Source organism: Diaphorobacter sp. B2A2W2 (genome assembly GCF_056730635.1).
Window position 1 is genome coordinate 528,060 of sequence record NZ_JBWZOR010000001.1, and the last position, 22,580, is coordinate 550,639.

The window sequence follows — 22,580 nt, forward strand, 5'->3', positions numbered from 1 at the left end:
AATTATCCCAGCCCCCAGGCACCCGTGCCGCACCAGGGTCAGGCGGAGAACATGGCCTCCATCTCCCGGCGCACCCGATAGGCGTGGGTGGTGGTGTCCATCTCCACATCGTCCCAGGACAATGCCTGGCCTTTTGCCACCGGGCGCACCACGCGCGCGCTGTGCACCAGGCCCAGCGGCAGGCCCCTGAGGCTGCGCGACGTCGCAGCCGGCAGCAGCTTGCCCCAGACGGTGTAGCCGCCCTCGCCATCCAGCAGGTCGCCCGGGCGCAGGTCACGCTTGGCCGTGGCCACCACATCGGCGTTCCAGCCCTGGGGCACGCCGGTGGGCTCGCCGCGCAGCGCCACGCTGGCCACCGACATGCCCACCTCCAGCCCGATGAGGTGCCAGCGCTTGTACAGCGTGAAGTAGCGGCCCGTGGGGTCGGTGTGGGCGTTGTATTCCTCGAAACAGTGGCGGATGTAGTCAGTCTCGCCTTCCACCGTGACCCACACGCCCATGCGGATGTCGTAGGGGATCCGGCGGCCGTCCTTCTCCAGCGACGAGATCACTTCCACCATGCCTTTTTTCTCTAGCACTCCGCCCTCGCCCACCGGGCGCGTGACGTAGGGAATGTCCTCCACACTGGCGGGCGGGTACTGCAGGCCGTTGCTCGGCACGGCCAGGCCCGTGGCGTTGGAGACGGCCGTGCTCTCGATGCTGGGCTTGGACCCGTCCAGGAAGCTGTTGAACATCTTGGGGTTCAGGCCGCCACGCTGCGCCTGCTCGGGCGTCAGGCCGTAGTAGCCCCACACCGTCTCGGGCGTGGATTCGCAGAAATGCGGCAGCCACTTGTGCCCGCGCCCGGCCGCCACCACCGGAAAGCCGCAGGTGCGGGCCCAGTCCACCAGCTCGCAGATCATGGCGGGCTGGTCGCCATAGGCCAGCGAATAGACCACGCCCGCGGCCTGGGCCTTGCGCGCCAGCAGCGGGCCGCAGAAAGCGTCGGCCTCCACGGTCACGTTCACCACATGCTTGCCGTGGGCGAAGGCGTCGAGAATGTGGTCCACCGCCGCCAGCGGGTTGCCCGTGCATTCGACGATCAGCTCGATCTGCGGGTGGCGCACCAGGGCCTGCCAGTCCTCGGTGATCCAGGTCGTACCCTGCTCCAGCGCCTGCTGGGCAGAGGCGGCCTCCGACTGCTCGGGCGCCCATCCCACGCGCGCCAGGCTGGCGCGGGCGTTGGCCGGCGACAGATCGGCAATGCCCACCAGGTGCACGCCCGGCATGCGCGGCACCTGCGCCAGGTACATGGCGCCGAACTTGCCCGCGCCGATCAGCCCAATGCGGATGGGACGCCCTTGCCGGGCACGCTGCAGCAGTTTCTGGTGAAGGTTCATGGGTATGGCAAACGATGGAAGTGCGCCGCTGCGGCGCGAAACCCCGGCGCCTGCTGGCGCGCGGGCCGGTGGGAATCCCACGGCCACCGTAGCGCAGGGTACGCCCCACGTCTCTTGGGATACGCCCTAGGCCGGGACACCGCCCAGTACCCCACCGCCTGCAAGGCATTGAAAAGGACCGTTATCCTGCGAACGCTCTCGGCCGGCGGGGCGCAACCCCTGTCGCCGCGACCACCCCCACGCCGGCCCCGTACGCCGGTGCTGCTTTCTTCTTTGCATCTCCGGCTTTCCATGGTGTCTCTTGCTGCGTTGGTGATTCCGCTGCTGGCGGTCTGGCTCTGGGGGCCCGTGCGCGGCATGTCGCGCCAGGCGCGCCTGGTGGCCATTGCGCTGACCGCCCTGCTGGGCGTGACACCGGCCCTGCTGCTCAAGCTCTTGCAGACCGGCGCGATGGATTACGCCACGCTGGCCTATCTGCAGGTGCCCGGCGGCTGGGTGTTGGGCACGTTGGTGCTGATCATTGCCTTTCTTCTGGCGCGTGATGCCGCATGGCTCGCGGCGCGGGCCGCCGCGCTCATGGGCCGGGGCGACACATGGCACCTGCGGCTGCGCGGCAGGCGGTTGACCGGCACCGCCGTGGCACTGGCGCTGGGCGCGGCGGGTTTTGGCACGGCGCAGGGCCTGCAGCCGCCCACGGTGCGTGAACAGTTGGTGCACCTGCCGCAATTGCTCGAGGCCCTGGATGGCCTGCGTGTGGCCGTGCTGGCGGATATCCACGCGAGCCCCATCAACCATACCGCCTACGTGCAGAGCGTGGTGGAGCGCACCCACGCGGCGCGGCCCGACCTGATCGTCCTGCCCGGTGACCTGGTGGATGGCGACGTAGGCAGCAGCGCCGCCTTCGTGGCTCCACTGGCGCAACTGCGCGCACCGCACGGCGTATGGGCCGCGCCCGGCAACCATGAGTACTACGGCGGCTACAACGCCTGGATGGCGGAATTTCGCCGCCTGGGCCTGGGCGTCTTGGCCAACCAGACCCAGGTGCTGCAGGTGAATGGCGCGCGTCTGGCACTGTCCGGCGTGGGCGACCCGGTCTACGGCCGCACCTCTCACCACAACGCCGACCCGCGCGTGCCCGAGGGCGTGCCCCCCGATGTACCCGCGGTGGCCCGGCAGGCGCGCGCGGCGCAGGCCGACTTCCACCTGCTGCTGGCGCACCAGCCCAAGCTCGCACGCGACAACGCCGCGCACGGCGTGGACCTGCAGGTCTCGGGCCACACGCACGGCGGGCTGATCAGCGGCATGGACCGCTGGCTGGTCGCTCCGTTCAACAACGGTTTCGTGCGCGGGCAATACGACGTGGACGGCATGCGCCTGTTCGTGAGCGCGGGCGCGGGCCTGTGGGCCGGCTTCGCAGTGCGGCTGGGCGTGCAGCCCCATATCGACCTGTTGGTGCTGCGCCGTGGCACAGCGTCGTAAGACCGCGCGACGGCCCGGCGCCGTCAAATAAGTCGGCACGAGGGTACTGCCTGGGCTGCGAGGGGACGCACCTCGCACGCAAAGCCCCGCCATCACCATCGCGACCGTTATGCAACGCGGCAGGCCGCAGAAAAGGTGGGGCTCACGACACGCGAGGGAACGTGTTCCGCATTGCCTCAGCGCAGCACGGTGAAGTAGCGCTCCAGCGCCTCGCGCTCGGTGCGCGTGCGGTTGACGGGTGCGCCCGCGTCTTCCCAGCCCAGCGCCATGCCGCAGACGACCACCTCGCTGGCCGGCAGGTCCAGCGCGTCGCGCACGATCTGCGGGTAGCTCGCCAGCGCACCAATGGCACAGCTGGCCAGCCCCTGGGACTGCGCGGCCAGCATCAGTCCGTGCAGGCACATGCCCAGGTCCATGAAGCCACCTGCGCCGAAACCGCGGTCGATGGTGACGATCAGCGCCACGGGTGCATCGAAGAAGCGGTAGTTGCGCTCGAACTGCGTGGCCCGACCCGCGCCGTCGCCGCGCGCCACACCCAGCGCCCCGTACAGCGCCTGCGCGGCTGCCACCTGGCGTTTGCGCAATGCCAGCGGCATGGGGCGGGGGAAATAGCCATAGTCCTCGGCCTCAGGCACCTGGTCGCGCCACGCCTGGCACAGCGCGGCACTCAGGCGTTCGCGCACCGCGCCCTCCACGGCCCAGAAGCGGCCCGGCTGCAGATTGGCGCCGCTGGGCGCCAGCCGCGCCGCAGCCAGCAACCGCTCCAGCAGCGCGAGGGGCACGGGCCGCGGCAGGAAGGCGCGCACGGAATGGCGCGCCTGCGCCAGCGTCTCGAAGGCGTCCTGCGCCACAGGCATCGTCAGGGGTTTGGTCATTCTCACTCCGGCATTTCCACCCAGGTGGCCGCACCCAGGCCACCCGCACCCGCAATGCACGCCATGCCGCGCAGCGTGCGGTCGGTGCGGTCGGTGCGGTCGGCACCCTGCCGCTGCGCCATCTGCGCCAGCACGCGCACCAGCGCAATGGCGCCCGATGCACCGATGGGGTGCCCGCGCGCCAGGCCGCCCCCGCCCCGGTTGATGGCACCGAGCGGCAAGCCCAGCGCATTGCAGAACGCCAGGCCCTGCGCCGCAAAGGCGTCGTGCAGTTCCAGCGCCTCCAGCGCCGCCCAATCCCAGCCACAGCGTTGCTGCGCGGCGCGTGCCACGTCGACGGCGCAGAGCATGGGCGACTCGGGCGCGCCACCCACGCTGGCGCTGCCGCGCCACTGCGCACGCGGCCGCACGCCCCAGCGCGCGCAGGCCGAGGGCGTGGCCAACAGCAGCAGGGCCGCGCCGTCCGCCTTGGGCGACACGGCGACGGTGCTGAGGCTGCAATCCTGGCCGTCCACCGATTGACCGCTGACCACCGCAGGCATGCGCGCCACACGCGCGGCGCTCAACAGGCGCGGGTAGGCGTCGTGCGCCAACCCCCGCAACGGCACGATTTCATGGGCCATGGCAGCGCGCGCCGCCACGCTGCGCGCGTGGCTGGCCATGGCGTACGCATCCTGCGCGTGGCGCGTGAGCCCGAGGCGCCGCGCGCCGTCCAGCGCGGCCAGCAGCATGTCGGGGTCGCGCTCGGGCCAGGGCGTGAAGGGTGGACGGTCATAGGGCACCGGTGCCTCCTCCGCCTGCAGAGGCCGGTGCATGCGCAGGGGTGCGCGGCTCCACGCCTCGGCCCCGCCGGCAACCACGACATCGGCCTGGCCCAGCGCCAGCAGACCGCAGGCATGGGTGACGGCATCCAGCCCCGCGCAGCACTGGCTGTCCAGCGTCACGGCGGGAATGCCCTCGGGGAGGCTGGCCGCCAGCGCCAGCATGCGGGCGGGGTTGCCCCCGGCGCCCAGGGCGTTGCCCAGCACCACGGCATCGACGGCCTCGGCCGGCAACCCGGCATCCGCCAGCATGCGCGCCACCAGCGGCGCCGCCAGATCGTGCGGCTGGCAGGCCGCGAGCACCCCGCCGACCGGCGCCACCGGCGTGCGCGCCCAGGCCAATATGGGAATAGCGTTCACCGCCAGCGCTCCAGCGAGGGCGACGGTGCCTGCAGCGCGCGGGCGATGGCTGCGTGGTCGGTCTTGCCGCTGGCCGTCTGCGGCCAGTCGCCCACCCACACCCACCAGTGGCGCGGCGCCTTGTAAGGCTCCAACACCGCGCGGCACCAGGCCGCCAGCTCCAGCGCGCCGGGTGGCGGCGCGTCGCCCTGCCACTGCAGTACCGCCTGCACACGCAGGCCGCGCAGGCCGTCGGCCACACCCTGCAGGCTGGCCTGCGCCACCTGTGGGTGGGCCAGCAGGCGCGCCTCCACTTCCTCGGGGAACAGGTTCTTGCCTTGGGTGACGAGCATGCGGTTCTCGCGCCCGCACAGGTGCAACAAACCGCTGTCGTCCACGTAACCCATGTCGCGCACCGAGAGCCAGTCGCCCTCGCGCAGGGCGGCGGTGCCGTCGGCGGCGTTCACGTAATCCATGAACAGCATGGGACTGCGCACCCAGATCAGCCCCGGCACGCCCTGCGGCAGCGCGGCGCTGCGGGGATCGGGGCCGATGTGCAGGTCCACGTTGCTGAACGGCCGGCCCACGGCCTGGGCCGGTGCGCCCGGCTCTGCATCCATCCAGGCGACGTAGCTGGCTTCGGATGCACCGTAGAACTCCACGATGCGTGCGCGCGGGAACAACCGGCGCAGCGCGGGTGTGCGCTCGCGCAGCCAGCGCGCGCCGCTGATCAGCACCAGCTCCACCCCCTCGATAGGTGCCAGTTGCCGCCGCTCGGCCCACTGCAGCATCAGCACAAGCTGGCTGGGCACCGCCACCAGCAAGGGCGCGCCGCCCGCGCGCAGGGTGTCCAGCGCGCGCGGCGCGGAAAAGCGCTCCTGCAGCACCGCGCCAGCGCCCGTCCACAGGCCCAGCAGCGCGCCGAACAGGAACAGCGAATGCGACATGCGGCCAGGCGCCAGCACGCGCGTGGCCGCCGCGCCACCAAAGTCCTGCAGGCTGACGCGAAAGCTCTCCACCCAGGAGCGGTGGTGGCGCATGAAGCCCTTGGGCAGGCCCGTGCTGCCCGAGGTGAAGCCCACGTAGAACGGCGACTGCGGCGTGGCCGCTGCCGGGGCTCCGGAGCCCAGAGGCAGCCGCCCGGCAACCGCCCGGGCCACACCCGCCGGCCACTGGGGATCGCCCATCGCCGCGCAGCGCCCGCTGGCGATCACGCCCAGAAATTCCACCACCCCCTCCAGCGTGCCGGCATCACCGGGCAGCAGCACGGTGGTCGGCGCGCCTTGCGCATCCCAGTAGCGCGCCCGCGCCTGTACACGGTCGTGCAGCGTCGCGAAGTCCCACTGGGTGGTTTCATTGGCCAGCGCCAGGGAGTGCGGCCGCGTGCGGGCCCAGTGCGCCAGGGGGCCATGTACCCACTCGAACAGCTCAGGCAGCGCATCGCCCGTCAGCAGTTGCGGCAGGGGCGCCAGCGCCTGCCGCTTGCAAGGGTGGGTGTTCAACGTTCGCGCCCACCAAACGGCCAGTCTGGCAGCGCCTTGGCCACGGTATGCACCACCACCGCGCAGAGCGCGCACTTGACCAGGTCACCGGGCACGAAGACCAGGTCCGCCAGAAAGGCCTTGTCCAGCGGCATCTGCGCCAGCAGCACGAGGCCGGCAATGCCCATGGCATGCAGGAAGACCAGCCCGCCAAGCACGGAAGCGATGAACGCGCTCGCGGCCGTGCGCAGCGGCGTGCCCTGCGGCAGTGTGCGCATCAGCGCGCCTGTCACCCCTGCCGCCAGAGCGTAGCCCACAAGGTAGCCGGCCGACGGCGCCATGAACACCCCCAGGCCGCCCCGCCCGCCCGACAGCAGCGGCAGGCCGGCCGCCACGGCCGCCAGGAACAGCAGCATGGACTGAAAGCCCCGGCGCGCGCCCAGCAGGCAGCCGGCCAGCATCACGCCCAGCGACTGCAGCGTGATCGGCACGCCCAGCGGTAGATCGATCTTGGGAATGAGCCCCATCACGGCCATGAGCGCGGCGAACAGCGCCACCAGCGCCATGGAGTGAGAGGCTTTGCGCGATAGGGCAGCAGTCATACAACTCCTTGGGTCGACAAGAAAAACAGGAATAGTCAGCCGCCCAAACGGGCGTAGAGGGCATCGGCCACACGCTGCGCCCCCTGCAGCATCTGCACGGTGAGCGGCGCGACCAGCCGCAGGCCGCCGGCACGGCCGGTGCGCAGGCGGTGGGCTTCGTCCAGCTTCTTCCACTGCACGAAAAAATGTTCGGTGAACCGCAGCATCAGCGCCAGTTGCAGCGACACGCGCTCCGGCCGCAGGCCAAGGTGCGCCAGGGGCCGCAGCAGCGCATCCAGCACCTGCAACAAGTCCGTGGGACGCGTGCTCACGGTGAGCGCCACCCCCAGTGTGGAGGCGCAGGCCAGGCGCAGCGCGCTCACCGCCGCCACCTCGGGCCGTCCCATCCACAGGTGAAAGCCCGCCACCAGCGCCGCGGCGATGAGCACCGACACGATGAGCCGGCGCGCCACGCGCGTGGCCGGCCCCAGGCTCCACCACAACAGTGCGCACGCCACGCCCGCCGCCGCCAACGCCCCCGGCGCCGACAGCACGAACAGCAACGTGCCCAGCACCGCCATGCCGGCCAGCTTGCACCCCGCGGGCCAGCGGTGCAGCCAGGTGAGGTGTTCGCTGTACAGGCTACCCATGGCGGTGCATCCTTCGCTCAGGCCGCGGCGCGCATACGGGCATGTGGCATGCCCGCCGCGGCGCGGGCCCGCGCCACCTGTTGGGCAACGGCGGCTTCATACGCCGCGCACACATCGTGGCCGCGGCCGTCCGCCTGCACCCGGCCTTCATGCAGCCAGACCACGCGCGGGTAGTCGCGCACATGCTCCAGCACATGGGTGGACACCACCACCTGCCGCCCGCAGGCGGCAATGTCATCGGCCAGCCGTGCCTGCCCCGGCAGGTCCAGGCTGGCGAAGGGTTCGTCCAGCAACAGCGTCCGCGGCCCGGCGAGCAGCAACGCAAGCCAACAAACGTGCTGGCGCTGGCCCTGGCTCAACGCCCCGACCGCGCGCGCGGCCCAGTCGGCAAGGCCCCGTTCGGCCAGGAAGGCGCGGGCGCGCGCCAGCGCATCACGCCGGGACAGGCCCTGCGGTTGCAGGCCCAGGGCGAGTTCCTCTTCCACCGTGGGAAAGATGATTTGATCGTCGGGGTTCTGGAACATCATGCCCACGCGTTGGGCCCGCAATTGCCCTTGCGGCAGTGCCTGCAAATCCTGCCCGTGCGACAGCACCTGGCCTTCGTCGGGCACCTCCAGCGCGCACAACAGCCGCAGCAGGCTGGTCTTGCCTGCGCCGTTGTGGCCGATCAGTCCAATGCGCGGCTCGGCCAGCGTGAGATCGAGCCCGTCAAAGACCTGTGTGACACCGCGGCGCAGGCGCACCTGCCGCACTTGCAGCACGGGAGCGTCAGGGGGGTGAGAGGAACAGGAGGGGAGCATGCCAAAAAGCCAAGCAAATTCGCCACGGATTCTACTCCCCTTAAAAATCCTTTTCTTTCAGCAAAAAGCATCTATTGCCAATCAATTTCCGCCAATAAGCAGGCAAATCACATCCGCAACCTTCAGCAAAAGAGCACAAAAATCCGGCCCTTTCAACGCAGTTATCTTCAACTGGGCTCATTTGCAACAACCCGCCCTCTTCATGCCACCATCTGCATCCTTTATCGCGTCATCTACTACGAAAAGTGATGCATGGTCTACCCCGGAACCGTACGTCCAGCGAAGACAATAGGTGTCCTGTTCGCCGCCTCCCGCCCATGAAGACCTCTTCCACCGCTCTTGAACGCCGCAATCTCGGCCTGCTGGTCGCCGCCCAGTCATTGGGCGGTGCCTCGCCCCCCATCATCATTTCGCTCGGGGGCTTGGTGGGCCAGATGCTGTCGAGCACGCCTACCGCCAGCACGCTGCCCGTGAGCCTGTACCAGCTGGGCCTGGCCCTCTCTACCCTGCCCGCGGCATGGCTCATGCACCGCGCGAGCCGCCGCACGGCCTATCTGCTGGGCGCGGTGCTGGGCGTGCTGTCGGGCTTGATCGCGGCCTGGGGCATCAGCCAGTCGGACTTCCTGCTGTTCTGCCTGGGCACGACGCTGGCGGGCTTCTACGGCGCCTGCGTGCAGAGCTACCGCTTCGCCGCGATCGACGCGGTGGGCGACACCACGCGGCACGCCAGCGCCATATCGCGGGTCATGGTGGGCGGGCTGATCGCGGCCATCATTGGCCCGCAGGTGGTGATCTGGACGCGCGACAGCCTGCCCGCCACGCCGTTCGCCGGCAGTTTCTACAGCCAGGCCGCGCTTGCGCTGCTGGCGTTGCCCCTGCTGCTGGCCCTGCGCCTGCCGCCCGCACCGCCGCGTGCCGAGTCGCATGGCGCGCGGCCGCTGTCGCAGATCGCGCGCACGCCGCAGTTCATCGTGGCGGCCATCGCGGGCGTGGTGAGCTATGGGCTGATGGCCTTTCTCATGACGGCCGCTCCCATGGCCATGGTGGGCTGCGGCCACAGCGTGGGCGAAGCCGCCCTGGGCATCCAGTGGCATGTGCTCGCCATGTTCGCACCCAGCTTCTTCACCGGCCGTCTGATCGCCCGTTGGGGCAAGCGCGCCGTAACGGGCCTGGGGCTGGTGCTGATTGCCGCGTCGGGCCTGCTGGCGCTGATGGGACTGGCGCTCACCCATTTCTGGGGCGCTCTGGTGCTGCTGGGCGTGGGCTGGAACTTCGGCTTCATCGGCGCCACGGCCCTGCTGGCCGACTGCCACCGCCCGTCCGAGCGTGCCAAGGTGCAGGCGCTGAACGACTTCCTGGTCTTCGGCACCGTGGCCGTGGCGTCCTTCGGCTCGGGCCAGTTGCTGCACAGCGTCGGCTGGGGCGGCATCAACGCCGGCATGCTGCCCATGGTGGCGGTGGTGCTGGCGCTGCTGGGCTGGCAGAGCCTGCGCCAGCGCCGCGGGGCCGCTACCCAAGGCTGATTACTCCTGTTTTAATAGCTGCCAGCGCTTTACCAGCATGCATTACAGCACAAAAATGCCTTGATGCTACGCCCCCCGCGCACTACAACGGCAGCCAGCGCCGCCACGCTGCCACGCGCCTGGGCGGCGGCACGTCCCGCGCACCCCGGCTGCGCAGCAGTGCGGCCAGCTCACCGCGGCCATGGCGCAGCGCAGCCTGCAGCGGCGTGAGCCCGTCGAACTCCGACAGCAGGTGCGGATCCGCCCCGTGCTCCAGCAGGTAGCGCGCCACCGCATCGTGGCCCTGCACCAGGCTGGCGACGAGCGGCGTGCACAGCACCTCGGGGTGCTGGTAGTTGGGATCCACGCCCGCGCTGATGTGATAGCGCACCCGGGCCAGATCCCCCGTGGAGGCGGCGGCGTACAGGTCTTTCCAGTCTCCGGCGGACATGGGCGCTCCTTTCATCGGGTTCTCATACGGCACTGCCGCGCAATATAGACGCCGCAGTACGCGCGGCACACCGGGGAGCCCCCATGGCAACCGCCCGCCATCGCGATGGACTGGTCCATACTCCCGGCGAGCGGTACCAGCCCGGCGCCGCCTTCTTCAGGAGCATGCGTGCAATCGGCGAGTGAGCAGTGGTTTGACGAGGCGTACTACCAGCGCTACTACTTCGACAAGAAAACCAGCGTGGTGGACCCCGGCCATGCGCAGCGGCTGGGCAGCTTCGTCTGCAGCTATCTGCACTACCTGCGCGTGCCCGTGGCACGGGTGCTGGACGTGGGCTGCGGCATCGGCCTGTGGCGGGACATGGTGCAGCACCACCTGCCCGGCGCGCTCTACCAGGGCGTGGAATACAGCCCCTATCTGTGCGAGCGTTTTGGGTGGGAGCGCGGCTCGGTGGTGGACTACACGGCGCGCGAGCCTTTCGACTTCGTCATCTGCCAGGGCGTGCTGCCTTACCTGGGCACGCAGGACCTGGCGCGGGCGCTGGACAACCTGGGGCGCCTGTGCCGCGGCGCGCTGTACCTGGAGGCCGTCACGCGCGAGGACTACGAGCGCGACATCATCGACGAAGACCTGACCGACCCGCGCCTGTACCGCCACCGCGCGTCGCTGTACCGCCGCGGCCTTGCGCGGCACTTCATCGACATGGGCGGGGGCCTGTGGCTCAGCCGCCAGGCGCAGGTGCCGCTGTTCGCCCTGGAGGCTCCGGGACAGTAGCAGCACTCATTGATTGATAGCTGCCCGCGCTTGACCGGTGGGCGTCAGACGCAAAAAAGGCCGTGAATCCTCACGGCCTTTTTTGTCACCTATTGCATGCGTTTAGTCCGCCGTAGCGCCCGATGCCTTGACCGCAGCACCCCACTTCTGAATGTCGGCGGCGATCAGCTTGGCAAAGTCGGCCGTGCTCAGGCCATAGGCCTCGGCGCCCAGGTCGGAGATCTTCTGCTTCACGTTCTCCTGGGCCAGGATCTCACGCACGTATTTGTTCATGCGCTCGGCCAGGTCCTTGGGCAGGCCCTTGGAGCCGATCATGCCGTACCAGGGCTCGGCCTCGAAGCCAGGGAAGCCCTGCTCCGCCAGCGGCTTCACGCCCGGGAACTTGGGCGAGGCGGTCTTGCTGGTGATGGCCAGCGCCTTGATCTTGCCGGCCTCGATCTGCGGCTTGAGCGGCACGGGGTTGTCGATGGCGTACTGCACTTCGTTGGACATCACGGCCAGCACCAGCGGCGCGGAGCCCTTGTACGGCACGTGCATGGTCTTGGCCTTGGCCTGCATGTGGAACATCTCCACGATCATGTGCTGGGGCGAGCCCGCGCCGGCCGAGCCGAAGTTGATCTTGTCGGCCTTGATGAGCTTGAGCAGCTCGTCCACCGAGTTGATGCCCGAGTTGGCGCCCGTCACCAGCAGGAACGGCGCCTTGGCCAGCGGGGTGATGGGCGTGAGGTCCTTCACCGGGTCGTAGGGCACGTTCTTGTACAGCGTGGGCGAAATCACCACCGGGCTGCTGGAGCCCACCAGGAAGGTGCCGCCGTCGGGCTTGGCGCGGCTCACGTAGGCGGTGGCGATGTTGCCGTTCGCACCGGCCTTGCTTTCCACGATCACGCTGGCAGTGATGCGCTTTTCCAGTTCGTTGGCGATGATGCGCGCCAGCATGTCGCTGGTGCCGCCCGGTGCGTAGGGCTGCACCAGCGTGATGGTCTTGACCGGCCAGGCATCCTTGGCCAGCGCCATCGTGGGTGCGCCTGCGGCCAGGGCCAGGACTGCGCCAGCGGCAAGAACGGTTCTGCGGAACATAAGCTCTCCTTCATTGAAGGCCCTTGTGGGGCCGGTGTACGAGGCCCGCGAAGGGCCGCTTGCAGAAAAGAAAAAGCGTCCGCTGGGGCGAACGCATCATCAGGGTTAACCCTTTGATGGTAACCGGAAAGACAATTTCACCGTCTCCGCCATGGGCCCCGCGTGCCCGCGGTCACGCCACGGCGGCTTGCAGCGGAACTTCGCACCCGCCCGAAAGTCATCACCCTGAATCGGTAGCGACATTTGGTAACCCGCCCCCTGTGGACGGCCCCTAGAATCCGACGGCCGGGCGCAGATCCGGCGCGGCACGCAGCGCGTGCCCACGACCGCAGGACCGCTTTCACGGCCTGCCTTACCGACACAGGAGCGAAGGGTGCCGCGCCGTCCTCAGGGACGGCTGGCAGTGTCGACCACTCCCAGCCAGCGCAATGCGGCCAGGCACGGCCTGGGCAGCGCATTGGACTGGCGACAAGCCCATTCCGGGTCGGGATGTGATTGGTGATGAACACGGCGGGCGCCAGGCCTGCCCAGCAATGGAGGTGCCGCGTTTTGGCAGACAAAATGGACAACCCCCGGGTGAACCCCCTCAGCCATGACGGCCGCGCGCCGAGCCTGGCCTACAACAGCGCACTGGACGGACTGCGCGGCGTGGCGATCCTGCTGGTGATCCTGTCGCACGCCCATGCGCCGCTGTTCGACGGCGCGTTCTACGGGGTGGACCTGTTCTTCGTGCTCAGCGGTTTCCTGATCACCTCGTTGCTGCTGCAGGAACTGCAAAGCAACGGCCGGCTGGACTACTGGCGTTTTTACCGCCGCCGCTTCTTCCGCCTGATGCCCGCGCTGGCGCTGTTCCTGGGGGCGTACTGCGTGTTCGCGCCGCTGCTGTGGCCGGACCTCACGGACGTGTATTCCGACGCACTGGTGTCCCTGTTGTACCTGGCCGACTACGGCATCGCCTTCTTCGACAGCCCCGACACGCTGCTGCACATGTGGTCGCTGTCGGTGGAAGAGCACTTCTATCTGGTCTGGCCACCGCTCCTGGTGGTGTTGGCGCGTTTTACGCCGCGCGGCGCGCTGTGGCGCCCGGTGCTGGGCCTGGTGGTGCTGGCGTGGGCCTGGCGCGTGCTGTGGGTGGCGCAGGGTCAGCAGTTCTACGAGATTTTCTTCCGCTTCGACACCCGCGCCACGGGCCTGCTGGCCGGCAGCCTGCTGGCCACGCTGCTGCACGAGCAACCCGCCTGGTTCCAGGCGCTGCGCCAGCGGCTGCACCATTTCATGTGGGTGGTGCTGGCCGTGCCGCTGCTGATGGCCCAGTCCTGGGACGACATGAACGCCATGCTCTGGGGCATGACGGTGGTGGAATGCGCCGCCCTGGTGGTACTGCTGGCGGTGCAGCAGCACCGCGGCGCGCTGCACCAGATGCTGAGCGCACCGGCCCTGATGCTGGTGGGCAAGCTGTCGTACGGCATCTACCTGTGGCACTACCCCGTGGTGCGCTACCTGCGCGCCGACCTGCCGTGGCCGGCCGTGGTGGTGCTGGGCTTCCTGATCTCGGCGGCGCTGGCGGCGCTGTCGTACTACACCGTGGAACGCTGGGCCATGCGCTGGCGCGATGCCCGCCCCGCCCAGCGCAAGCCGGCCCCCGTGCGGACGGCGCGGCCGGCTACCGCACGCGGTTCGCTGGCGCTGTCGGCGCGCGGCGAGCGCTGATGGCTGGGTCGGCGCTATTATTTGAATAGCTGCCCACGCTTTCCCCGCGGTGGATTTCAGAAGAAAACCCTTCGAAAACCGTCACAATCAAGCGCTGGCAGCTATTATTTGAGGAGCATTCCTCCTCCCTCCCTGCGCTGCCCGCGGCACGGCGCGCAGCCCGCTACACTGCGGCCTGCGCTTGCTGGCGCCCCTGCCCTGGTACAGGCGCACGGGAAGCCGCGAGCGCTTTTCGTCTCCGCCCCTCTTTTCACCGCTTCACCGCCAACCCTTTGACGCACCGCCCATGTCCACGGTCTTCAACTTCACCTTCGTTCCCTGGTTCCGGTCCGTGGCGCCGTACATCCACAAGTTCCGGCACCAGACCTTCGTGGTGGGCCTGACGGGTGAGGCCATCGCCGCGGGCAAGCTGCAGAGCATCGTGCAGGACCTGGCGATGATCCAGGCCATGGGCGTGAAGATCGTGTTGGTGCATGGCTTTCGCCCGCAGGTCAACGAACAGCTGCACGCCAAGGGGCACACCCCGCGCTACTCGCACGGCATGCGCGTGACCGATTCCGTGGCGCTGGACTGCGCCCAGGAGGCCGCGGGCCAGCTGCGCTATGAGATCGAGGCCGCCTTCAGCCAGGGCCTGCCCAACACGCCCATGGCGGGCTCGCGCGTGCGCGTGATCTCCGGCAACTTCCTCACGGCGCGGCCCGTGGGCATCGTGGACGGCGTGGACTTCAAGCACTCGGGCCTGGTGCGCAAGGTGGACGTGGAAGGCATCCGCCGCACGCTGGAGTCCGACGCCATGGTGCTCATCTCGCCCTTCGGCTTCTCGCCCACGGGCGAGGCTTTCAACCTGGCCATGGAAGAAGTCGCCACACGCGTGGCCACCGAGCTCAAGGCAGACAAGCTGCTGTTCCTGACCGAAGTGCCGGGCATCCGCATCCAGCCGCTGGAACCCGACGCCGAGGACAACCCCATCGACACCGAACTGCCCCTGGCCGCAGCGCGCCAGCTGCTGGCCCAGTTGCCGCCCGCGCAGCAGCCGACCGATGTGGGTTTTTACCTGCAGCATTGCGTGAGGGCCTGCGAGCACGGCGTGGAGCGCAGCCATATCCTGCCGTTCGCGGTGGACGGCGCGCTGCTGCTGGAGATCTACGTGCACGACGGCATCGGCACCATGGTCATCGACGAAAAGCTGGAAGAGCTGCGCGAAGCCACCATCGACGATGTGGGCGGCATCATCCAGCTCATCGAGCCGTTCGAGCGCGACGGCACGCTGGTCAAGCGCGACCGCACCGAGATCGAGCGCGACATCGCCGCCTACACCGTGATCGAGCACGACGGCGTGATCTTCGGCTGCGCCGCGCTCTACCCCTACCCGGAGGCCGGCACGGCCGAGATGGCCGCCGTCACCGTGTCCCCGCAAAGCCAGGGCACGGGCGACGGCGAGAAGCTGCTCAAGCGCATCGAGCAGCGCGCGCGCATGCTGGGCCTGTCCAGCATCTTCGTGCTGACCACGCGCACCATGCACTGGTTCATCAAGCGGGGCTTTTCGCCCGTGGACCCCGACTGGCTGCCCGACGCACGCAAGCGCAAGTACAACTGGGACCGCAAGAGCCAGGTGCTGGTCAAGAAGCTCTGAGCCTCACCCCGCGGCCGCCAGCCATGCGGCCGCGAGCGACCCCACCTCGGCAATCGCCGCGTCGCGCTGCGCGGGCGCGGCGGGGCACTGCGTGAGATAGCACGCCACCACGGCCGGCGCCCCACCCTCCGGCCACACCACGCCCACGTCGTTGCTGGTGCCGTTGGCGGTGCCGGTCTTCTCGCCGATGCGCCAGCCCGCCGGCATGCCCGCGCGCAGCCGCTTGTCGCCCGTGAGGTTGCCCAGCAACCAGCCCTGCAACCGCGCCCGTGCCTCGCCAGACAGCGCATCGCCCAGCACCAGTTTCTGCACGGTGTGCACCATAGCGCGCGGCATGGTGGTGTCGCGCAGTTCGCCCGCAGGCACATCGTTGAGCGCGGGCTCGATGCGGTCCAGCCGTGTGTGCGCATCGCCCAGCGTGCGCAGCCAGGCCGTCAGGCCGGCGGGCCCGCCCTGGCGGCGCAGCAGCAGGTTGGCGGCGCTGTTGTCGCTGAGCACCATGGTGGCCTCGCACAGCTCGGCCACGGTCATGCCGGCGCCGCCCGCGTGCGGCTCGGTGCGCGGGGAATATTCCACCAGATCCTCCCGGCCATAACGCACGCGTGCATCCAGCCGCTCCAGCCCCTGGTCCGCACGCTGCAGCACCTGGCCGGCCAGCAGCAGCTTGAAGGTGCTGCACAGCGCAAAGCGCTCGTCGCCGCGGTAGGTCGCAAGGGCATCGGAGCCGGTATCCAGCACGGCCACGCCCAGCCGCCCGCCCACGCGCTGCTCCACCCGGCCCAGCGCGGCCTGCAACTGCTGCGCGGCCTGAGCCCTGTTTTTCTCGACCCCGGTTTGGGCACACCCCATCACGGGCAGCAGCGCGGCGCCCAGCAACCAGCTTCTTCGGTCCATTGTTTTACCTCGTCATGTGTGGAAAGAAGGCGCCACGATAAGGCGGCACAGGGGGCTTGACCATCGACAATAATCGCCACCAGCCCTTAGAAAAACTTCACCCATGCACCTGCCCCTGAATGCGCTGCGGGCCTTCGAGGCGGCGGCCCGCCACCTGAACCTGACGCGCGCCGCGGAGGAACTGCACGTCACCCAAACCGCGGTGAGCCAGCACATCCGCAACCTGGAGGAACGCGTGGGCAAGCCGCTGTTTCGCCGCCTGCCGCGCGGCCTGGCCTTGACCGATGAGGGCCGCCAGTTGGTGCCCGTGCTGTCCGACAGCTTTGCGCGCATCGGCCAGGCCCTGCAGCGCCTGGCCGACACCCGCCCGCGCGAGGTGCTGACCGTGGGCGTGGTGGGTACGTTCGCCGTGGGGTGGCTGCTGCCGCGCCTGCGCGCCTTCCATGAAAGCCACCCCTTCGTCGACCTGCGCCTGCTCACGCACAACAACCGCGTGGACCTTGCGGGCGAAGGGCTGGACTGCGCCATCCGCTTCGGCGACGGCGCCTGGCACGGCACCGACGCCGAGCGGCTCATGCCCGCGCCGCTGGCGCCTCTGTGCGCGCCAGAAGTGGCTGCGCGCCTGCGCGAACCTGCTGACCTGGGCGCGGAGGCCCTGCTGCGCAGCTACCGTGCCGATGAGTGGCCCGCATGGTTCACCGCCGCGGGCGCGCCCTGCCCCGTGCTGCGCGGCGCGGTGTTCGACTCGTCGCTGACGCTGGCCGAGGCCGCAGCCCAAGGCGCGGGCGTGGCGTTGCTGCCCGTGCGCATGTTCGAGCGCGAACTGCGCCAGGGGCGGCTGGTCCAGCCCTTCGCGTGCACGGCAGCGCTGGGCGACTACTGGCTGTGCCGCCTCAAGTCACGCGCCCCGACCGATGCCCTGCAGGCGTTCCGCGACTGGCTGCTGCGCGAGTCCGCGCCGCCGCAGTGATGCCACCCCGCCAGCAAAACCGCATCAAAAAAGCCTTTCAGCCTTATAAATCAAGCGCCGGCAGCTATAAAAGTGGAAGCACCCTGGTTGAAAAATGCCTGCGCGGCGCAGCCCCGCAATGGGCATAATCGCCGCCATGAACTGGCCCCGCCTCTCGCTCACACTGCGCACCTGGGTGCTGGGCTGGTTCATGGCTTCGCTGGGCGTGGCCGTGGCCTCGCCGCTGGTGCATCCACAGTCCCTGCAGCTGGTGTGCTCGGCCTCGGGCGCGGTGATGCTGATGGTCCAGGCGGACGACGGCAGTGTGGGCGCCCTGGGCGCGTCCGGTATGGACTGCCCCTTGTGTGCGCCCGCGGGCGCACCGCCCGCCCCCGAAACCGCGTTGGTCGAGCCGCCTCCACCTTTGGCCCATGCGCTGCAACCCATCGAGGCGGCGCGCATTGCCGCGGCCACCGCAGCGCCGCTGCCGGCGCGCGGCCCTCCCTCGACTCTCTGACCCTGCCGGGCCGCAAGGAGCCTGCTGGCTCCCCAGGCGGCCCTTGCCACGCCCACGCACTGGGTGTGCCTTGCCGCACGAGACAGCACCACCCCCCGCGCACCACTGGGGCGGCGCGCTGCACTCGTCGGCCGTTCTTCCGCAGAGACCGAGAGAGTTTTCACGCATGTTCCGTATCGACATACGCCAGAGCGCCGGCGCGTTCACCTTGGCTGCGCTGGCCGGTGCCGCCTCCGCCCAATCCGCCGACCCGCTGACGCCCACCCTGCCCACCGTGGAGGTAAGCGACGCCACCCAGGCCCCCGGCCTGCTGCCGCTGGACACGCCGGTGGAGACCGGCAGCCGCCTGGGCCTGACCCCGCGCGAGACGCCCGCCAGCGTCACCGTGGTGGACCGCGCCACCCTCGAAGCGCGTGGCGCCCAGAACACGCAAGAGGCCCTGCGCGCCATCGCCGGCGTGACGGCCCATGATGCGCCGGGCAGCATCGGCGTGAGCTACCGGGGCTTCAGCAGCGGCTCCATCGCCCAGCTGTTCAACGGCATCAACGTGCAGTACTCGATCGCCGCGCGGCCCGTGGACAGCTGGATCTACGACCGCGTGGAGGCCATCGGCGGGCCGTCGAGCTTCCTGTTCGGCTCCGGTGCGGTCGGCGGGTCGATCAACTACCTCACCAAGACACCCGAGCGCTCGGACTTTGCCGAAGGGCAGGTGCGCGTGGGTGCCTACGGCCTCAAGGAGGTCTCACTGGGACTGAACCGGCGCCTGGGCGCCAGCGATGGCACGCCCGCGCGCCACCATGCGCGCCTGGACTTCAACCACCGCGACGCCGGCAGCTGGGTGCGCGGCACCGAGACGCGCGCCACCCAGCTGGCGGCTTCGCTGCTGTCCGATCTGGGCGGCGGCGCGACACATCTGCTGGCCTACGAATGGCAGCATGAGCATGTGGACCGCCCCTACTGGGGCACGCCGCTGCGCACGCCTGCGGTGGGCCGGCTGGGTGTGGACCCTGGCACGCGCTTTCAGAACTACAACAGCACGGACGGCCTGTATGCCCAGCGCGTGCAATGGCTGCGCTCGGTCACCCAATGGCAGGCCACACCCACGCTGCAGCTCACCAACACGCTGTACGCCTACGACGCGCTGCGCGACTACCGCAACGTGGAAACCTACCGCTTCAATGCCGCCAACACGCAGGTGGCGCGCAGCGCCGCCTTCCTGCAGCGCCACGACCACCAGGTGGTCGGCGAACGCCTGGAGGGCCGCCAACAGGGCACGCTGCTGGGCCGGCGCAGCGACTGGGCCTTCGGCCTGGACGTGAACGTGAACCGGCAAACGCGCTTTCCCAACAGCCTGTCCGGCACGGTGAACACCACCGATCCGTATGACCCGGTGGTGGAGCGCTTCTTCGACATTCCCGGCATGGCTTCGGGCTTCCACGCCGATCGCACCAACAAGGCGACCACCGCCGCCGTGTACCTGGAGAACCGCACAGCCCTCGTGCCCAGGCTGCACCTGGTGACGGCGCTGCGGCACGAGCGCATCTCGCTGGACCTGACCAACCGCCGCGCCGTGACGGCCGCCCTGCCCGCCGCGTTCAGCCGCAGCTACCAGCCGACGACGGGGCGCATGGGCCTGGTGTGGGACATCGTGCCCGGTGCCAACCTCTACGCCCAGTACGCGACGGCGGCCGACCCGCCGTCGGGCGTCCTGTCCACCGCCTCGTTCGCGGACGTGATCAACAACAGCCGCCTCACCAGCGGCCGCCAGGCCGAGGTGGGCGGCAAGCTCGACTTCTGGGACGGCAAGGGCACCACCACGCTGGCGCTCTACAAGATCACACGCAGCAACATCGCCACGCAGGACCCCGATCGCCCCGGGGTGACCGTGCTCGTGGGCGAGCAGTCGGCGCGCGGCGCCGAGATCGCCGTGGGCCTGCGCCCGTCGCCGCGCTGGCAGGTGCAGGCCAACCTCACGCATGTGGATGCGCAGTACGAGCAGTTCGTGCAGGGCGGCGTGTCGCTGGCGGGCAAGACCCCCACGAACACCCCGGCGACGGTGGCCAACCTCTGGCTGGCGTACGCGCTCACGCCCACGCTGCAGGCCAGCGCGGGCGTGCGCCACGTGGGCAAGGTATATGCCGACGCCACCAACACCCAATGGTGTCCTTCCTACACGCTGCTGGACCTGGGCCTGGCGTGGAAGCTGAACCCCACGACCACCCTCACGGGCCGCGTGCGCAATGCCACCGACCGCGTATATGCGGCCAACGTGGGCAGCCAGGCCTATCTGGGCGCGCCGCGCACGCTGGACGTAGCGCTGCACGTGGCTTTCTGAAGCACGGGGTACGCAAGCCATGTCGCACCTCAAACGCTGGATGTTCCTCGCCCACCGCTGGCTGGGTGTGGCGCTGTGCGTGCTGTTCGCGCTGTGGTTCGTCTCCGGCGTGGTGATGATGTACGTGGGCTATCCCAAGCTCACGCCCGCCGAACGGCTGATGCACCTGCCGCCGCTGCGCGGCGCCGCCGTGGCGCTGGAGCCCGACCAGGCCCTGGCCGCCGCCGGGCTGCAGGGCCCGCTGCGCGACCTGCGGCTGGCCGTGGCCAGCGGCGGGCGGGCGGTGTACCTGGCCACGCCCCAGCCGTTCAAGGCCGCCCCACCCGGCGACGCACGCCCGCGCGGCGCCCCGGTGGTGATCGACGCCCGCACCGGCGCCGTGCTCACGGCCGTCGACGCGCCACGGGCATTGGCCAGCGCTGCAGCCTACGCGCAGGGTCCGGCCCATGCCGTTCACGAAGGCACGCTGCAGGAAGACGCCTTCACCCACTCCCGCGCGCTGGACATGCACCGGCCCCTGCACCGCGTGCGCCTGGGCGATGCACACGACACGGTGCTTTACATCTCCGGCACGACCGGCGAGGTGGTGCGCGATGCCACACGCACCGAGCGCCAATGGAACTACGCGGGCGCGTGGCTGCACTGGCTGTACCCGCTGCGCGGCGGCCTGGTGGACCGCTACTGGGCGGACATCGTCAATGCGCTGTCGCTGCTGGGTATCGCCGCAGTGGTCACAGGCGGCGTGATCGGCATCCTTCGCTGGCGCTTCGCGGGCACCTACCGCAGCGGCCGGCGTACGCCGTTCCCGTCCGCATGGGCGCGCTGGCACCACGTGGCGGGCCTGCTGTTCATGGTCGTCACGCTCGCCTGGATCTTCAGCGGCCTGATGTCCATGAACCCCTGGCGCATCTTCGACAGCGGCGCACCCGCTCTGCGCACCAACGCCATGCACGGCGGGCCCCTGCAGCTGCCGCACGCAGGCGCACCCGTGGCCGCCCTGCTGCAGGCTGCGCCCACCGACACGCGCGAACTGCGCTGGACGCGCACCGCCGGCCATACGCTGGTGCAGGCGTTGCCCGCCTCTGGCCCGCCCACGGTGCTGGACGCGCATACCGCCCTGCCTCACGCATGGCAGCCGGGCGAGCTGGAAGCCGCCGCAGCCCGGCTGGTCGATGCGCCGCTACAGCGCGTCGAGACCCTGCGCGCGTACGACGCCTACTACTACACGCGGGACGCCCACACCATGACCGGCGGCACCGACAAACCGCTGCCCGTGCTGCGGCTGGTGTTCGGCGACCCGCACGCCAGCTGGGTGCACCTGGACCCACACACGGGCGCAGTGCTGGGTCGGCTGGACCGGCACCGCCGCACCTCGCGCTGGCTGTTCGGCCTGCTGCACAGCTGGGACTGGCTGCCGCTGCTGCAGCGCCGGCCGTTGTGGGACGTGCTGCTGGTGGCGCTGAGTGTGGGCGGCACGGTGATCAGCCTGAGCGGCGTCGTGCTGGGCTGGCGGCGCGTACGGCGCAAGCTGGGCTGGCGTACACCTGCCGCACCCTAGGCCCCGATGCGGTGATGGAGAGCGCTGCATACTCGGGCGCATGCCCGCCACGTCTGCCCTGCCCGTTCTGTATTCGTTTCGCCGCTGCCCCTATGCCATCCGCGCGCGCATGGCGCTGGCGGTGAGCGGCCAGCGCTGCGAACTGCGCGAAGTGGTGCTGCGCGACAAGCCGGCGGCGCTGCTGGCCGTATCGCCCCAGGCCACGGTGCCCGTGCTGGTGCTGCCGGGGCAGGTGCTGGAGCACAGCCTGGACATCATGCGATGGGCCTTGGCGGCCCATGACCCGCACGGCTGGCTCAACCCCGGCCGGGGTGACCTGGGCGCCATGCTGGAGCTCATCGCGCAGTGCGATGGTCCGTTCAAGCGGGCGCTGGACCGTTGCAAGTACCCCAACCGCTACCCCGACGCCAGCCCGGCGGACGAACGGGCCGCCGCCCATGCCTGGCTGCGGGTGCTGGAACAGCGCCTGGCCTTGGAGCCGGGCGGGCACCTCTTCGGACCGCGCGCCGCCTTGGCCGACATGGCCATCGCGCCCTTCGTGCGCCAGTTCGCCGGCATCGACGACGCACAGTGGGAGGCCGCGCCCTGGCCGCACTTGCGCGCTTGGCTGGTGCGCTGGCAGCAGTCGCCGCTGTTCCTGGGCGTCATGCACAAGTACGAGGCCTGGAAGCCCGGCGCGCCGCCCGTGGTCTTCCCACCCACAACCGCGTGAGACGGGTTGTGAAGACGAGGTGAAGCGCCGCGGGGCGCCCGAAGGCGCCCCGCGAGAGGTCAA

20 protein-coding genes are annotated in these 22,580 nt (G+C 69.9%); 10 read left to right on the forward strand and 10 right to left on the reverse strand.

Going from position 1 to position 22,580, the window contains the following annotated elements:
• Positions 1–38: 38 nt before the first annotated feature.
• Complete coding sequence (locus AC1PPL_RS02420) at positions 39–1,379, reverse strand: NAD(P)H-dependent oxidoreductase (RefSeq protein WP_479972531.1); 1,341 nt, start codon at positions 1,377–1,379, stop codon at positions 39–41.
• A 291-nt stretch (positions 1,380–1,670) separates the two neighbouring features.
• Here AC1PPL_RS02420 and AC1PPL_RS02425 point away from each other — a divergent pair, with 291 nt between their 5' ends.
• Positions 1,671–2,858 carry a metallophosphoesterase gene (locus AC1PPL_RS02425; protein WP_479972532.1) on the forward strand — a complete coding sequence of 396 codons (1,188 nt, stop codon included), beginning with the start codon at positions 1,671–1,673 and terminating at the stop codon, positions 2,856–2,858.
• A 176-nt stretch (positions 2,859–3,034) separates the two neighbouring features.
• Here AC1PPL_RS02425 and AC1PPL_RS02430 read toward each other — a convergent pair whose 3' ends face one another.
• From AC1PPL_RS02430 to AC1PPL_RS02455, 6 genes are read right to left on the reverse strand one after another with little or no spacing between them, the layout of a single operon-like run.
• Positions 3,035–3,733 (reverse strand): nitroreductase, encoded by a 699-nt coding sequence (locus tag AC1PPL_RS02430; RefSeq protein WP_252100830.1) that lies wholly within the window; start codon positions 3,731–3,733, stop codon positions 3,035–3,037.
• 2 nt (positions 3,734–3,735) lie between these two features.
• Positions 3,736–4,914 (reverse strand): thiolase family protein, encoded by a 1,179-nt coding sequence (locus AC1PPL_RS02435; protein ID WP_479972533.1) that lies wholly within the window; start codon positions 4,912–4,914, stop codon positions 3,736–3,738.
• Entirely contained in the window at positions 4,911–6,395 is a 1,485-nt protein-coding gene (locus tag AC1PPL_RS02440) for an AMP-binding protein (protein ID WP_479972534.1), read from the reverse strand. The genes AC1PPL_RS02435 and AC1PPL_RS02440 overlap by 4 nt, the downstream gene beginning before the upstream one ends.
• Positions 6,392–6,976 carry a biotin transporter BioY gene (locus AC1PPL_RS02445; protein WP_123676373.1) on the reverse strand — a complete coding sequence of 195 codons (585 nt, stop codon included), beginning with the start codon at positions 6,974–6,976 and terminating at the stop codon, positions 6,392–6,394. Before AC1PPL_RS02445 ends, AC1PPL_RS02440 begins: the two co-directional genes overlap by 4 nt.
• A 35-nt stretch (positions 6,977–7,011) precedes the next feature.
• Positions 7,012–7,605, reverse strand: coding sequence for a CbiQ family ECF transporter T component (locus AC1PPL_RS02450; protein ID WP_123676374.1), 594 nt, complete (start codon positions 7,603–7,605; stop codon positions 7,012–7,014).
• Positions 7,606–7,622: 17 nt separating this feature from the next.
• A complete protein-coding gene (locus tag AC1PPL_RS02455) occupies positions 7,623–8,405 on the reverse strand; it encodes an energy-coupling factor ABC transporter ATP-binding protein (RefSeq protein WP_479972535.1) in 783 nt (260 codons plus the stop codon).
• Positions 8,406–8,722: 317 nt separating this feature from the next.
• Here AC1PPL_RS02455 and AC1PPL_RS02460 point away from each other — a divergent pair, with 317 nt between their 5' ends.
• On the forward strand, positions 8,723–9,928 hold the full coding sequence (locus AC1PPL_RS02460; protein ID WP_252100835.1) for an MFS transporter: 1,206 nt from the start codon (positions 8,723–8,725) through the stop codon (positions 9,926–9,928).
• Between the two features lie 82 nt (positions 9,929–10,010).
• On the opposite strand, the gene AC1PPL_RS02465 is transcribed toward AC1PPL_RS02460, so the two are convergent.
• Positions 10,011–10,358 (reverse strand): ankyrin repeat domain-containing protein, encoded by a 348-nt coding sequence (locus tag AC1PPL_RS02465; protein WP_103738341.1) that lies wholly within the window; start codon positions 10,356–10,358, stop codon positions 10,011–10,013.
• Between the two features lie 168 nt (positions 10,359–10,526).
• On the opposite strand from AC1PPL_RS02465, the gene AC1PPL_RS02470 reads away from it, so the two are divergent.
• Positions 10,527–11,132, forward strand: coding sequence for a class I SAM-dependent methyltransferase (locus AC1PPL_RS02470; protein ID WP_041836007.1), 606 nt, complete (start codon positions 10,527–10,529; stop codon positions 11,130–11,132).
• A 102-nt stretch (positions 11,133–11,234) separates the two neighbouring features.
• On the opposite strand, the gene AC1PPL_RS02475 is transcribed toward AC1PPL_RS02470, so the two are convergent.
• Positions 11,235–12,209, reverse strand: coding sequence for a Bug family tripartite tricarboxylate transporter substrate binding protein (locus tag AC1PPL_RS02475; protein ID WP_011805532.1), 975 nt, complete (start codon positions 12,207–12,209; stop codon positions 11,235–11,237).
• Between the two features lie 561 nt (positions 12,210–12,770).
• Here AC1PPL_RS02475 and AC1PPL_RS02480 point away from each other — a divergent pair.
• Both AC1PPL_RS02480 and argA read left to right on the forward strand, forming a co-directional pair.
• Positions 12,771–13,919: an acyltransferase family protein gene (locus tag AC1PPL_RS02480; protein WP_374608332.1), complete on the forward strand. Its 1,149-nt coding sequence runs from the start codon at positions 12,771–12,773 to the stop codon at positions 13,917–13,919.
• A 286-nt stretch (positions 13,920–14,205) separates the two neighbouring features.
• Positions 14,206–15,552, forward strand: coding sequence for an amino-acid N-acetyltransferase (argA, locus tag AC1PPL_RS02485; protein WP_479972536.1), 1,347 nt, complete (start codon positions 14,206–14,208; stop codon positions 15,550–15,552).
• Between the two features lie 3 nt (positions 15,553–15,555).
• Here argA and bla read toward each other — a convergent pair whose 3' ends face one another.
• Entirely contained in the window at positions 15,556–16,401 is an 846-nt protein-coding gene (bla, locus tag AC1PPL_RS02490; RefSeq protein WP_479972599.1) for a class A beta-lactamase, read from the reverse strand.
• Between the two features lie 148 nt (positions 16,402–16,549).
• On the opposite strand from bla, the gene AC1PPL_RS02495 reads away from it, so the two are divergent.
• From AC1PPL_RS02495 to AC1PPL_RS02515, 5 genes are all read left to right on the forward strand, one after another.
• Positions 16,550–17,416 carry a LysR family transcriptional regulator gene (locus AC1PPL_RS02495; protein WP_011805536.1) on the forward strand — a complete coding sequence of 289 codons (867 nt, stop codon included), beginning with the start codon at positions 16,550–16,552 and terminating at the stop codon, positions 17,414–17,416.
• Positions 17,417–17,552: 136 nt separating this feature from the next.
• Entirely contained in the window at positions 17,553–17,912 is a 360-nt protein-coding gene (locus AC1PPL_RS02500; RefSeq protein WP_041838994.1) for a DUF2946 family protein, read from the forward strand.
• A 166-nt stretch (positions 17,913–18,078) separates the two neighbouring features.
• Complete coding sequence (locus tag AC1PPL_RS02505) at positions 18,079–20,247, forward strand: TonB-dependent receptor (protein ID WP_479972537.1); 2,169 nt, start codon at positions 18,079–18,081, stop codon at positions 20,245–20,247.
• 19 nt (positions 20,248–20,266) lie between these two features.
• Positions 20,267–21,805, forward strand: coding sequence for a PepSY domain-containing protein (locus tag AC1PPL_RS02510; RefSeq protein WP_479972538.1), 1,539 nt, complete (start codon positions 20,267–20,269; stop codon positions 21,803–21,805).
• 40 nt (positions 21,806–21,845) lie between these two features.
• Complete coding sequence (locus tag AC1PPL_RS02515; RefSeq protein WP_479972539.1) at positions 21,846–22,517, forward strand: glutathione S-transferase; 672 nt, start codon at positions 21,846–21,848, stop codon at positions 22,515–22,517.
• Positions 22,518–22,580 lie beyond the last annotated feature (63 nt).